The sequence below is a fragment of the Micromonospora sp. M51 genome, from assembly GCF_018070305.1.
Classification (GTDB): domain Bacteria; phylum Actinomycetota; class Actinomycetes; order Mycobacteriales; family Micromonosporaceae; genus Micromonospora; species Micromonospora parva.
On the sequence record NZ_JAGPXZ010000074.1, the window covers coordinates 1 to 13468 of the forward strand.

The 13468-nt window shown below is 72.1% G+C and carries 9 protein-coding genes and 1 pseudogene; 9 read left to right on the plus strand and 1 reads right to left on the minus strand.

Translation table 11 applies throughout. The features are described 5' to 3' along the window. Positions 1-1292 (minus strand): annotated as a pseudogene (locus KBX53_RS36195) (hypothetical protein); the annotation flags it as partial. Positions 1293-1399: 107 nt separating this feature from the next. Here KBX53_RS36195 and KBX53_RS06710 point away from each other — a divergent pair. The 9 genes from KBX53_RS06710 to obgE form a co-directional block, all read left to right on the plus strand. Beyond that, positions 1400-3448, plus strand: coding sequence for a TIGR03960 family B12-binding radical SAM protein (locus KBX53_RS06710; RefSeq protein ID WP_210858158.1), 2049 nt, complete (start codon positions 1400-1402; stop codon positions 3446-3448). 247 nt (positions 3449-3695) lie between these two features. Continuing rightward, positions 3696-4136, plus strand: coding sequence for a hypothetical protein (locus tag KBX53_RS06715; protein WP_030336567.1), 441 nt, complete (start codon positions 3696-3698; stop codon positions 4134-4136). A gap of 10 nt (positions 4137-4146) precedes the next feature. Continuing rightward, on the plus strand, positions 4147-5640 hold the full coding sequence (locus KBX53_RS06720) for a WXG100 family type VII secretion target (RefSeq protein WP_210858159.1): 1494 nt from the start codon (positions 4147-4149) through the stop codon (positions 5638-5640). Between the two features lie 10 nt (positions 5641-5650). Next, a complete protein-coding gene (mycP, locus tag KBX53_RS06725; protein WP_210858160.1) occupies positions 5651-7069 on the plus strand; it encodes a type VII secretion-associated serine protease mycosin in 1419 nt (472 codons plus the stop codon). Between the two features lie 157 nt (positions 7070-7226). Then, positions 7227-8039, plus strand: a complete 813-nt coding sequence (locus KBX53_RS06730; RefSeq protein ID WP_081884033.1) for a TIGR03936 family radical SAM-associated protein — start codon at positions 7227-7229, stop codon at positions 8037-8039. Positions 8040-8170: 131 nt separating this feature from the next. Beyond that, complete coding sequence (locus tag KBX53_RS06735; protein ID WP_210858161.1) at positions 8171-11290, plus strand: Rne/Rng family ribonuclease; 3120 nt, start codon at positions 8171-8173, stop codon at positions 11288-11290. 579 nt (positions 11291-11869) lie between these two features. Next, complete coding sequence (gene rplU, locus KBX53_RS06740; RefSeq protein WP_007464063.1) at positions 11870-12184, plus strand: 50S ribosomal protein L21; 315 nt, start codon at positions 11870-11872, stop codon at positions 12182-12184. A gap of 11 nt (positions 12185-12195) precedes the next feature. Continuing rightward, on the plus strand, positions 12196-12450 hold the full coding sequence (rpmA, locus tag KBX53_RS06745) for a 50S ribosomal protein L27 (protein ID WP_007464062.1): 255 nt from the start codon (positions 12196-12198) through the stop codon (positions 12448-12450). 96 nt (positions 12451-12546) lie between these two features. After that, the coding region (obgE, locus tag KBX53_RS06750) for a GTPase ObgE (RefSeq protein WP_210858162.1) at positions 12547-13468 on the plus strand (922 nt) is incomplete at its 3' end.

Here is a 13468-nt window from a genome sequence, read left to right on the forward strand (position 1 = left end):
ATCTGGGCGCGCAGGCTGGCCAGCAGGTCGGCGCTGTCGGCCACCGAGAGTCGGGTGAACACGCCGGTGGCGATGCTGCCGTGGTCGACCGACGTGCAGACCACCACGTCACTGCCGTCGGCGCTACCCACCGCGCATCGTTCGTGCCGGCCCCGGACACCGGTGTCCACGCTCTCCGGGGCGCTCAGCGCGTACCGATCGGTGAGCCGGCTGATCTCGGCCTCCGCGTCCGACTCCGGACTGAACCGGAAGCCGGTGCCGCCGAAGACCGTCACCCGCTTGCCGCTCGTCGTGGCGTAGACGCCGGCGAAGGTGTCCTCGGCCAGCCAGTGTTCCTTGCGTACCTCGTTCTCCAACTTCTTGGCGGTCTCGGTGCTGCGGTTGTCCTGGCGCAGGCTGAGGTCGTCCACCTGGACGGGCAGTGCCGCCCGCGCCGGGTACTGGGCCGAGATCGGGAACCCGTAGTAGGCGGGGCAGCCACAGCAGCAGGCCAGCGTGAGCAGCAGCAGCCACGGCCAGCGGCGTCGTCGGCGGACCGGGACCGGCACGTACCCCTTGGGCGCCTGCCAGCCCGGCGGCGGGGCGGGCGGTGGCGCGGTGAACCGCTTGCCCCGGCGCTGCTTGGGCACCTTCGGCGGCGCGGGTGGCGACATCGGTCGGGCCGGCACCATGGGTCCGGCGGCTCGCGGCGCGCTCGGGGCGGCCGGCGGCGGCGCCACAGGTCCGACGGCCCGCGGTGCGATCGGGGCCGACGGCGACACCGGATACGGCCCGACCGGGGGAGCGGGCGGCCCGGAGGACCACTGCCGGGTCTCCGGCGGCGCCGGGTACGACAACGTCGGTGGCAGCGGCGGCAGCTCGGCGGAGGGCAGGTCCCAGCCGCCGGTGTCCACGCCGGCCCACGGGTCGACGGGCGTCTGGTGCTCGGGCGGCCCGACGGAGACCGGCGGGACAGGGGTCGGCTCGGCCGACTCGCCCCAGGCGGCCCGGCGGGGCAGCGGCGGCGGCACCGGAGCCGAACCGCTCCACCTGGGCGCCGGGACCTCCGCGGTGGCGGCAGGTTCCGGCTCGTCCGGCGGGTCCGGCTGGCCCGAGGGGTCCGGGGGGTCCGGCTGGGTCGGTGGTTTCGGCTTGTCCGGCTGGTCCGAGGGGTCCGGCTGTTCCGAGCGGTCCGGCTGGGTCCGGGGTACGGGTGGGGAGGTCGGCTCGTCGGCGACCGCCGGGTCCCGCTCCGGCTCGGTGCCCGGGGTGCTCCCGTCGGCCGGCCGTGCTCCCGGCTGGGGGTCCGGCATCGCGGCAATCTCCTCTCGCGCCGATCCGAGGTTAGTACCGCGCCGCCACCACCGCCGATCGGGCGTGCGCGCGATCCGCGCCGGGCGAACGCGTACCCTTGGGCATCATGAGTGCCCCGTCCACGACGCCGCGCGCGGCCGCGACCAATTCTCGCGACGACTCCAGCTCGGCCCGTCTGACGCCGCGCCGCGACCTGGAGCCGTCGGTCTGGCCCCAGCTCGAGCCGCTGCTGCCCCAGGTCTCCAAGCCCATCCAGTACGTCGGTGGCGAGTTGGGTGCGGTCACGAAGGACTGGGACGCCGCCACCGTGCGCTGGGCGCTGATGTATCCCGACGCGTACGAGGTGGGCCTGCCCAACCAGGGCGTGCAGATCCTCTACGAGGTGCTCAACGAACTGCCCGACACCCTCGCCGAGCGGACGTACGCGGTCTGGCCGGACCTGGAGACGCTGATGCGCACGCACGGCGTGCCGCAGTTCACCGTCGACGCGCACCGGTCGGTGCGCGGCTTCGACGTGTTCGGCATCTCCTTCTCCACCGAGCTGGGCTACACCAACATGCTCACCGCGATCGACCTGGCCGGCATCCCGATGCTGTCCGCCGACCGCACCGACGCCGACCCGGTGATCGTGGCCGGTGGGCACGCCGCGTTCAACCCGGAGCCGATCGCCGACTTCATCGACGCCGCGGTGCTCGGCGACGGTGAGGAGGCGGTCCTGGAGATCACCGCGATCGTCCGGGAGTGGAAGGCCGAGGGCTCCCCGGGTGGCCGCGACGAGCTGCTGCTGCGGCTGGCCCGCACCGAGAGCGTCTACGTGCCGCGCTTCTACGACGTCGACTACCTGCCCGACGGCCGGATCCAGCGGGTCGTGCCGAACCGGGCGGACGTGCCGTTCCGGGTGCACAAGCGCACGACGATGGACCTGGACGCCTGGCCGTACCCGAAGAAGCCCCTCGTGCCGCTGGCCGAGACGGTGCACGAGCGGTACGCGGTGGAGATCTTCCGGGGCTGCACCCGGGGTTGCCGGTTCTGCCAGGCCGGGATGATCACCCGGCCGGTGCGGGAGCGGTCGATCACCACGGTCGGGCAGATGGTCCGCGAGGGTCTGGAGTTCTCCGGCTTCTCCGAGGTCGGCCTGCTGTCGCTCTCCTCGGCGGACCATTCCGAGATCGGCGACATGTGCTCCGGCCTCGCCCAGCAGTACGAGGGCACGAACGTCTCGCTGTCGCTGCCGTCGACCCGGGTGGACGCCTTCAACATCGACCTCGCGCAGGAGCTGTCCCGCAATGGTCGGCGTACCGGCCTGACCTTCGCCCCGGAGGGCGGGTCGGAGCGGATCCGCAAGGTCATCAACAAGATGGTGTCGAAGGAAGACCTGATCCGGACAGTCGTCACCGCGTACACCAACGGCTGGCGACAGGTGAAGCTCTACTTCATGTGCGGCCTGCCCACCGAGACCGACGAGGACGTCCTCGAGATCGCGGAGATGGCCCACGAGGTGATCAGGGCCGGCCGCGCCGCGACCGGCTCCAAGGACATCCGCTGCACGGTCTCGATCGGCGGGTTCGTGCCGAAGCCGCACACCCCGTTCCAGTGGGCGGCGATGGACCGTCCGGAGGTCATCGATCACCGGCTCAAGATCCTCAAGCAGGCCATCAACGCGGACCGCTCGCTGGGCCGGGCCATTGGCTACCGCTACCACGACGGCGAGCCGTCCCTCATCGAAGGGCTGCTCTCCAGAGGTGACCGCCGGGTCGGCTCGGTCATCCGCAAGGTCTGGGAGAACGGCGGCCGGTTCGACGGGTGGAGCGAGCACTTCTCGTACCAGCGGTGGGTGGACGCGGCGGCCGAGACGCTGCCCGCGTACGGGGTGGACCTCGACTGGTTCACCACCCGTCAGCGCGACGAGCTGGAGGTCCTGCCCTGGGACCACCTCGACTCGGGCCTGGACAAGGAGTGGCTCTGGCAGGACTGGCAGGACTCGGTGAGCGGGTTCGAGCAGGACGACTGCCGGTGGACGCCCTGCTTCGACTGCGGCGTCTGCCCGTCGATGGACACCGAGATCCAGATCGGCCCCACCGGCAAGAAGCTGCTGCCGCTCACGCCGCTGGGCGGCAACGGCATGAAGGTTCCGTCGGGCCACTCGCACCCCTGACCGGGCTGCCGCCGGCTGGCGGCGCCCGACCACCCTCCACATCCGACATGTTTCCAACGGGCCCGCGTTTCGCGGGCCCGTTGGCGTTGTCAGGGCCTCGCCGCGCTGTCGCCCGCACCGGAACCACCGGGATCGGCCGTCATCTGTACCACGTGGTGGTGGCTGGGGCTGCCCCGCCTAGGTCAGACTCGATACGCTGCGTCTGACATGGACCGACCCGGCGGGTCGGGGACGGGGGAGGAATCGCATGGGGAGCATCCCGCCGCCGAGCATCGGCGATCTGCACGTCAGCGTCGAGGACCTGGACGCCGCCGCAGCGTACGTCGAGCGGCTCAGGCAGTACGTCGACGACACCATCAAATACGAGATGGAACGCATCAAGACGCGGATGAAGGGCGACAGCAACAACGCCCAGACCGTCCCGAACGGCACCCCGTTCGGCGCGTACGAGGACGCCGTCATGCAGTGGCGGGCCCTGGAGACCTCCACTGCGAACATGGAAGCGCACCTCACGACGCTCTCCCAGAAGCTCGCCGCGCTGAAGGAGGGCACCGAGGAGATCGCCAAGGCGTTCCGCGACACCGAGGCGCGTAACGGCGCCAACGGCAAGGAGATCGAGCGGCTGCTGGAGTCGGCGTCGCCGCCGCCCACTGCCAGCGGCGCACCCACCTACCCGTACACGGCCTGAGGGGGACGTCATGGCTGGAGGAACCTGGGAGCGGTGCGTCCGCGAGGTGACGCTCTCCGCGGACCCGGAAACGGTCGGTTCGGTCGGAGCGGGCTGGAGCAATCTCTCCAGCGGCCTGCAACAGCTGCGCGACGCGCTCGTCGGTCGGTCGTTCGTCGGCCCGGTCGCGACAGGTCAGGAACGCCCCAACGTCGGCGGTCTGCCCGGGATGCTCGCCGGTTGGAAGGGCAGCGGTGGCGACGCGTACCGCGAGCACCTGGGCAAGATCGGCAAGCAGATCGAGGATCTGATCACCGACGCGACGAACGTCAGTGGCGCGTTGACGCGGATCGAGGGCGACATCCGCAAGTCGGTCTCCACGATCCCGATCCCGCTGATGGACGACTTCGGCTTCAACGAGTGGAGCCTGCCCAACGGCACCGAGCTCGACGACGCCCGCGACGGCGAGAGTTCGTCGGGGTTCCTCGCCGCCCTGCGTCAGGACTACCAGAACAATCCCGCCTCGTACGCCGACGGCGCGTTCCGGGACAAGGCCGACGACCTGGAAGCGACGATGAAGGTCGACGGTCAGGCCGGTGACCAGAAGCGGGGCGGCTGGTGGGACACCAAGTCCCACCTGGACAACTGGTACCGGGACAACCAGCAGGCGGCGAACACCGCGATGGCGCCGCTGCCCCAGGCGGTCTACACGGAGCGTCCCAAGCTGACAGTGGTCCCGCCGACAGGCATCGGTGATCCTCCGCGTGACGACGAGAACGACATCAGGCGTGACACCCGGATTCCGCCAACCGGGCGACCCGACATCGGTGGTGGGGATTTCAGCGGGAAGCCCGATATCGGTGGTGGCCCCACCATCGGCAGCAGGCCGCCGGGCATCGGCGAAACGGGCGGCCCGACGTCCACCGTCGGCCCGTTCTCCCCGACCACGCCGGGCGGGATCGGCGAGGGCTCACCCACCGGCGGCACCGGTCAGCTCACCTCCCCGTCGACCGGTTCCAGCTACCCGGGCAGCGACGCTGGCTACAGCAGCGGTCTGGCCGGCGCCAGTCCGAGCGGCGTCAGCGGCCTGGGCGGTGGCATCGGTGGCGGCGGGGTCGGCAGCGCCGGCCTCGGTGGCGCCGGCGGCGGGTTCGGTGGCGGCGGTGCCGGCGGCGGGTCGGCCGGCGGGATCGGTGCCGGTGGTGGCATCGGCGCGGGCGGTGGCATCGGCGTGGGCGGCATCCCCGGCATGGTGGGTGGCGGCAACGGAAAGCTGCCGCCGATGACGAGCGCCGCGAACGCGCTGCGCGCTGCCGCTGCCGCTGGCCCTGGTGGTGCCGGGATGGCGGGCGGCGCGCGTGGTGCGGGCATCGGCGGCGCCGGAATGATGGGCGGCGGCATGATGGGCGGCGCGGGCGGCGCCGGACACGGCGGTGGCGGCGGCTCCGAGCACTCGTCGTGGTTGACTGAGGACGACGATCCGTGGGGCCCCGGTGACGGGGCGTCCCCGGGCGTCCTTCGGTGAGGATGGACGGATGAGGGTGAACGTCGGAAGCCTCCGGCCGGTAGTCGCCTGTCTGTTGGCGGGGTTCCTGGTGGCGGGGGTCGCCCAGCCGGCGGCCGCCGCGCCTCGGCGGGCCGAGCAGTGGTATCTGGACGAGCTGCGGATCGACCAGGTGCACAAGGTCTCGACCGGGCGGGGCGTGGTCGTGGCCGTGCTCGACAGTGGCGTCGAGGCCAGCCACCCCGACCTGCGTGGCCAGGTGCTTGCGGGTGGTCGCAGCTACGGCGCGGCCGGCGACGGCCGGGCCGACGAGGACGGGCACGGCACGCACATCGCCGGCATCATCGCGGCGAAGGGTGGCTCCGACGGTGTGGACGGCATCGCTCCCGGCGCGAAGGTCCTGCCCATCAAGCTGCGCAAGGGCACCGGGAGCAACAGCGAGGCCGCGGTCGCCCTCGGCATCCGGATGGCCGTCGACGGCGGCGCCAAGGTGATCAACATGTCCTTCGGTGGCCCGGGCATGGCCAGCCCTCAGGAGGCGAGCGCGATCAAGTACGCGCTGGACCATGACGTCGTCGTGGTCGGCTCCGCCGGCAACACCGCCAACGGCAGAAACACAGTGAGCAGCCCGGCGAATACCCCGGGCGTGATCGCGGTGACCGGGACGACAAAGGGTGGCAAGTTCTGGTCCGGCTCCGTCCGGGGGCCGGAGGCGGTGGTCGCCGCTCCGGGCGACAGCGTCTACAACATCACCAACGAGGCGGGCTACGGCTGGGGCGACGGGACCTCCGATTCCAGCGCGATCGTCTCCGGCCTGGCCGCGCTGATCCGGGCGAAGTACCCGGACCTCAGCGCTCCGAGCGTGATCAACCGGATCATCCGGACCGCCCGGGACGCCGGCCCGTCCGGACGGGATCCGCAGTACGGCTTCGGGGTGATCGACCCGATGAAGGCGCTGACCGCCAACGTGCCGCCGGTCACCAGCAACCCGCTGCTCGGTCCGGCCGCCGCGACCGATCCGGACCCGGCCGGCACCGGCGGCCCGGCCCGTACCGGGGGTGCGGACGAGGAGTTCGACGTCACCCAGCACGGTGACCGCGGTGGTCCGACCGACCAGCAGGTGATGGTGGTGGGCATCGGCATCGCCGTGGTGCTGGTGTTGCTGCTGGGGCTGGCGGTGTTCCTCATCTGGAACCGGCGGCGCTACCGGCGGGAGGCGGCCCGAGCAGCCCAGATCCCGGACGAGGTGCTCGACCGGGTGACCCCTGGCGCACCTCCGTCGCCGGACGCGTACTACGGCCAGCCCTCCGGCTACGCACCTCCTCCCGGCTACCCGCCGCCACCCGGCCACGGCCAGCCCTCCGGCTACGCACCTCCTCCCGGCTACGGCCCGCCGTCCGGTTACGGCCCGCCGGGCGGGCCACCGCCGGTCCCGCCGACAGAGCGGTAACCGGTCCCGATCGTGATGGCCGGCTGGTGACCTCCGGGTCACCGGCCGGCCATCGGCATTCGCACCGGGTGGTCGCGCCCCTGCTGACCGGTTTGCACCCGTCTGCCGGGGCCATTCGGCTGCCCCGGCTGCGTACCGCCACGGGCTCTGCGCCAGGATGGGCGGACACGCAGGTACACCCGAGGAGCCCACGATCGCCAAGAAGCCTCAACCCGAGGGCGGCCAGGCACCGGTCGTCCAGCGCGTCCGCATCCGGTACGCCAAGCGCGGGCCGCTGCGATTCACCTCGCACCGGGACTTCGCCCGGGCGTTCGAGCGCGCGCTACGCCGGGCCGCCGTGCCGGTCGCCTTCTCGCAGGGTTTCCACCCGCACCCGAAGATCTCCTACGCCAGCGCCGCGCCCACCGGGGTGGCCAGCGAGGCGGAGTACCTGGAGATCGCCCTGCAGGCCGCTGTCGACCCGGAGGCGCTGCGCGCCGCGTTGGACGCCGCGCTCTCGCCGGGGCTGGACGTCCTGGACGCTGTGATCGCCGAGGGCGGCAACCTGCCGGAGCGGATCGAGGCGTCGCGCTGGTACATCGAGTTGCCCGAGGTCGACCCGGCGGTGCTGCGCGCCGCCGTGGACGCCTTCGTCGCGGCCGAGGAGGTGCTGGTCGAGCGGATGACCAAGCAGGGGCGACGTACTTTCGACGCCCGCGCCGCCGTGATATCGATCGATGTCCAACTGCCTACGCCGACGCCTTCCGGGGCACCGGCCGTACCGTGTGCGATACTCGAACTGGTCGTGCGGCAGGTCACCCCGTCCGTACGGCCCGATGACGTCCTTTCCGGCCTCCGCGTGGTGGCCGACCTGGAGCCGCCGGTTTCGCCGAGGGTGACCCGGCTGGCTCAGGGCACGTTGACCGCGCAGGGTGCGATCGTGGATCCGTTGGATGCGGACCGCGACGGGGCAGCCATCGTTGGGCACTGACCGACGGTCCGTGCTCTGGCAGGCAGACTTCGGCGGTCGCGCACCACGCGCGCCCGGCGGAAACACTTTTGCGGCGACCCTGCGTGGCAGCGCTCACCCGCGCCCGGGGTAGCCAGAACTGGAGAACGTCCATGCTCGAGAACGAGCCCGAGGGCGGCGAACGGACCGGTTCACAGCCGGCCGGCGAGACCGCCGACCAGAGCAGCACTGCCGACGGCGCCGCTGTCGCGCCCCCCACCACCGAGGTCGGTTCGGCCTCGGTGGAACCAGCCGGCGCCCAGAGCGCTCCCGAGGCCGCCGAGCCGGCCGCGCCAGTGCGGCGCACCCGGGCGACCCGTCGCCGGGCCGCCCCGCTCAACCAGCCGGAGCAGACCGACGCCCCGGTCGAGGCGTCCACCGGTGGTGCCGGCAGTGCCGAAGCACCGCAGGCGGAGGTCTTCGCACCGATCTCCGGCGACCAGGACGTCGCTCCGAAGACCCCCCGGCGTCGCCGCAAGGCCACCGCCGTCGAGACGACCGCTGAGGAGCCGCTGGTCGCCGCCTCCGCGGAGGCGGCCTCGGCCGAGGTGGTTCCGCCGGTCAAGGTGACCCGTACCCGGCGCAAGAAGGCCACGCCCGCCGCCGTCGAGGAGCCGCCCGCCACCGAGCAGCCGGCCGCCGCCGTCGAGGAGCCGGCCGTCGAAGAGCCGGTCGTCGAGGAGCCGGCCGTCGTCGAGGAGCCGGCGGAGTCCGACCTGCGCGAGGCCGAGGCCGAGTTGACCGACTCCCCGGCCCTCCCGAGCACGTCCGCCGCCGAGCTGGCCTGGAGCAGTGGCCCGCAGGAGCGCTCCGGCGACGTGGCACCGGGCGTGGCCGTGTCCGGTGTGACGGACGAGCCGAACGAGCCCGCCGAGATCGAGCCGGAGCAGCCGCGTACCCGTCGTCGCCGGGCTGCGCTCTCCGCGCCCACAGTGCTGTTCATGGCACCCCAGCCGGACGCGGTGCCGGTGACCCGACCGGTGGAGCCCGCCGCGGCGGCCGAGGAGCCGGCCGTCGAGGAAGCCGCCGAGCCGTCCCGTCGCCGTCGACGTGGCCGCCGCGAGGTCGAGCCGGTGGAGCCGATCGAGGCGATCGAGGCCGAAGAGGAGCCGACCGAGGAGGCCGACGAGGCCACCGAGGCGGATGAGGACGACGAGGACAGCGCCGCCGCGCGCCGTCGCCGCCGGCGTGGTCGTCGGGGTCGCGGCCGGGGCAAGGGCGGGGCCGACGACGCCGAGGACGAGGAGTCCGAGGAGGCGGCACAGACCGACGAGGAAGAGACCGCCGAGGCCGAGACCGAGGGTGACGAGGACGAGGAGTCCGAGGGCGGGGACGGCCTGACCCGTCGTCGCCGTCGTCGCCGCCGTCGTGGCGCCGGTGACACCGAGGGCGCCGCGGACGACGGCGTGCCCACTGTGGTGAAGATCCGCGAGCCGCGCCGCACCGTCGACGAGGTGCAGGGTGTGTCCGGCTCGACCCGGCTGGAGGCCAAGCGCCAGCGCCGCCGCGACGGCCGGGAGCAGCGCCGTACCCGCCCGCCGATCCTCAGCGAGTCGGAGTTCCTGGCGCGCCGGGAGGCCGTCGACCGGGTGATGGCGGTCCGCCAGCGCGGTGACCGTACCCAGATCGCCGTCCTGGAGGACGGGGTGCTGGTCGAGCACTACGTCACCCGCAACTCTTCCGCGACCATGGCCGGCAACGTGTACCTCGGTAAGGTGCAGAACGTGCTGCCGAGCATGGAGGCCGCGTTCGTCGACGTCGGCCGGGGCCGCAACGCGGTGCTGTACGCCGGTGAGGTCAACTGGGACACCTCCGGGCTGGAGGGGCGGGCCCGCTCGATCGAGCAGGCGCTGCGCTCCGGCGACTCGGTGCTGGTCCAGGTCACCAAGGACCCGATCGGGCACAAGGGCGCACGGCTGACCAGCCACATCGCGCTCTCGGGTCGGCACCTGGTCTACGTACCCAACGGCAACGCCTCCGGGATCAGCCGCAAGCTGCCGGACAACGAGCGTAAGCGGCTGCGGGACGTGCTCAAGAAGCTGGTCCCGGACGGCGCGGGCGTGATCGTCCGGACGGCCGCCGAGGGCGCCACCGAGGACGAGCTGGCCCGTGACGTCAAGCGGCTCCAGGCGCAGTGGGAGGACATCCAGGCCAAGGCCGCCGAGGGTGGTGCTCCGGTGCTGCTCTACGGGGAGCCCGACCTGGTCATCCGGGTGGTCCGGGACCTGTTCAACGAGGACTTCCGCGAGCTGGTGATCGAGGGCGAGCAGTCGTACGACATGGTCGAGTCGTACCTGTCGCACGTTTCTCCTGACCTGGTCGACCGGGTCCGCCGGCACGTCGGCACGAGTGACGTCTTCGCCGAGTACCGGATCGACGAGCAGATCATCAAGGGCCTGGACCGCAAGGTCTTCCTGCCCTCCGGTGGCTCGCTGGTGATCGACCGCACCGAGGCGATGACTGTCGTCGACGTCAACACCGGCAAGTACACCGGCTCCGGGGGCAACCTGGAGGAGACCGTCACCCGCAACAACCTGGAGGCGGCGGAGGAGATCGTCCGTCAGCTCCGGCTGCGCGACATCGGCGGCATCGTGGTGATCGACTTCATCGACATGGTGCTGGAGTCGAACCGTGAGCTGGTGCTGCGTCGGCTCACCGAGTGTCTGGGCCGGGACCGCACCAAGCACCAGGTCACCGAGATCACCTCGCTCGGTCTGGTGCAGATGACCCGGAAGCGGATCGGCGCGGGCCTGCTGGAGGCGTTCAGCGAGACCTGCGAGTGCTGCAAGGGCCGGGGCGTCATCATCCACACCGAGCCGGTGCCGGAGAAGCCGCGCCCCGCCGGTGCGGGAGAGAAGGTCAAGGCGGTCGCCGCGTCGGTGGCTCCCGCTCCGGCGGCCGAGCAGGGCGCCACGTCGTCCCGACGGCGGGCCCGCAAGAACGCCCCGGCGGCGGCCGAGCGGACCGTGGTCGAGGTCGTCGACACCGATTCCAGCCCTGAACCGGACGCCGACTACCAGGACACCATGGGCTACGACCTGTCCCGCTACGAGTCGGACACCCCGGCCGCGCCGGCGATCTCCGACGCCCAACAGGGTGAGTCGGCTCGGCTGGCCGCGGCGGACGACCCGGACGCGCTCGCTGACGGTGAGGGCGACGAGGAGAGCACCGACGGCGGTGGCGGCCGTCGTCGGTCGCGTCGGGGTGGCGCCCGTCGGCGGACCCGCCCCTGAGCACCTGACCGGCCACGTGCGTTGACAAGGTCCCTCTCCCTGGCACAGTGCCCGGGAGAGGGACCTTGCCGTTGCGGTCAGCTGGCGACACCACCCAGGTTCGCGCCGCCGCGCAGGCGGCCGGCCGGCCCCGCTGCCGTGTGGACCTGCCGGAGCGGGACCCGCCGCTCGCGGCGGTGGGCGCCGGGGACGGCCGTACGACCGAGGGCTGCCCGGCGGCGGGCCGGGGCGGCGCTGGTCGACTGACGGACCGTGCGGCGGGGGCGGTCGGAGTGGGCCGACGATCCGCAGCTCACGACCCTGCTCACCGGAGTCGGGCCGAGGTTCGCGCGCGCGGGGTCGACGTCGGGTCGATCGACGATGGCGAACCCGGCCGGCTTCAGCAGCGCCTCGACCGGCTCTGCGCGCGCTGACCAGGGCGGGCCGGTTTGGGGTCCGGGCCGGCAATGGCGTACTCTTGCCTGCGGCCCACCTTTGGTGTGCCGAGTTCCCGTGTGCCCGCGCCGCCGTGCACTGCTACCCGGCGAGCCGCTGCGGGGACGACCGCCAGCAGCCTCAACGACAGGGAGTCCGCCTCCGATGTACGCGATCGTCAAGACCGGCGGCAAGCAGTACAAGGTCGCCGAGGGCGACGTGATCGAGGTCGAGAAGCTCACCGGTGCCCCCGGTGACGCGGTGAAGCTCACCGCGGTGCTCCTCGTCGACGGTGACGACCTGGTGACCGACGCGGCGAAGCTTGCCGAGGTCGCGGTGTCCGGCGAAATCGCCGCGCACACCAAGGGCCCGAAGATCCGGATCCACAAGTTCAAGAACAAGACCGGCTACCACAAGCGCCAGGGTCACCGCCAGCCGTTGACCCAGGTCAAGGTGACCGGCATCTCCAGCGGGAAGTAGGTCGTCCTCCAATGGCTCACAAAAAGGGTGCGTCCAGCTCGCGTAACGGTCGTGACTCCGCGGCCCAGCGACTCGGCGTGAAGCGCTTCGGTGGTCAGGTTGTCAGCGCCGGTGAGATCATCATCCGGCAGCGTGGCACCAAGTTCCACCCCGGTGACCTGGTCGGCCGTGGCGGCGACGACACGCTGTTCGCGCTGTCCGCCGGTGCGGTCCTGTTCGGCACCAAGCGCGGTCGCAAGACCGTCAGCATCGTTCCGCAGCAGTAGTTCTCGGGCTTAAGCGGGCCGCGGACCTCCGGGTCCCGGCCCGCTTAGCCTTTTTCGCGAAGTGCGGGGGTGGACCTCGCTGGAAGGATTGACGCCGTGGCAACGTTCGTTGACCGGGTCGTTCTGCATCTGCAGGCCGGCGATGGCGGGCACGGTTGTGTCTCGATCCACCGCGAGAAGTTCAAGCCCTTCGGCGGGCCGGACGGCGGCAACGGCGGACACGGCGGCAGCGTGTCCCTGGTGGTCGACCCGCAGGTGACCACGCTGCTCGACTTCCACTTCCACCCGCACGTCAAGGCCGACAACGGCAAGGGCGGTGCCGGCTCGAACCGGGACGGGGCCAACGGCCACAACCTGGTGCTCAAGGTGCCCAACGGCACCGTGGTGCAGACCACCGACGGCACTGTGCTGGCCGACATGGTCGGCGCCGGCACCACCTTCGAGGTCGCGCGCGGCGGGCGCGGCGGGCGCGGCAACGCCTCGCTGGCCAACGCCAAGCGCAAGGCGCCCGGCTTCGCCGAGCTGGGGGAGCCCGGCGACCAACTCGACATCGTGCTGGAGCTGAAGAGCGTCGCCGATGTGGGCCTGGTGGGCTTCCCGTCCGCCGGTAAGTCGTCGCTGATCTCGGTCATCTCCGCCGCGAAGCCGAAGATCGCCGACTACCCGTTCACCACCCTGGTGCCCAACCTCGGTGTGGTCCGGATGGACAACCACACCTTCACCGTCGCTGACGTGCCGGGCCTCATCCCCGGCGCGGCCACCGGCAAGGGCCTGGGCCTGGAGTTCCTGCGGCACATCGAGCGCTGCGCGGTGTTGGTGCACGTCATCGACTCGGCGACGTTGGAGCCGGGCCGTGACCCGGTGGCCGACATCGACGCCATCGAGGCCGAGCTGAGCCAGTACGGCGGCCTGGCCGACCGCCCCCGGCTGGTCGCCGTCAACAAGGTCGACGTGCCGGACGGCCGCGACCTCGCCGAGATCGTGCGTCCCGACCTGGAGGAGCGCGGTTACCGGGTGT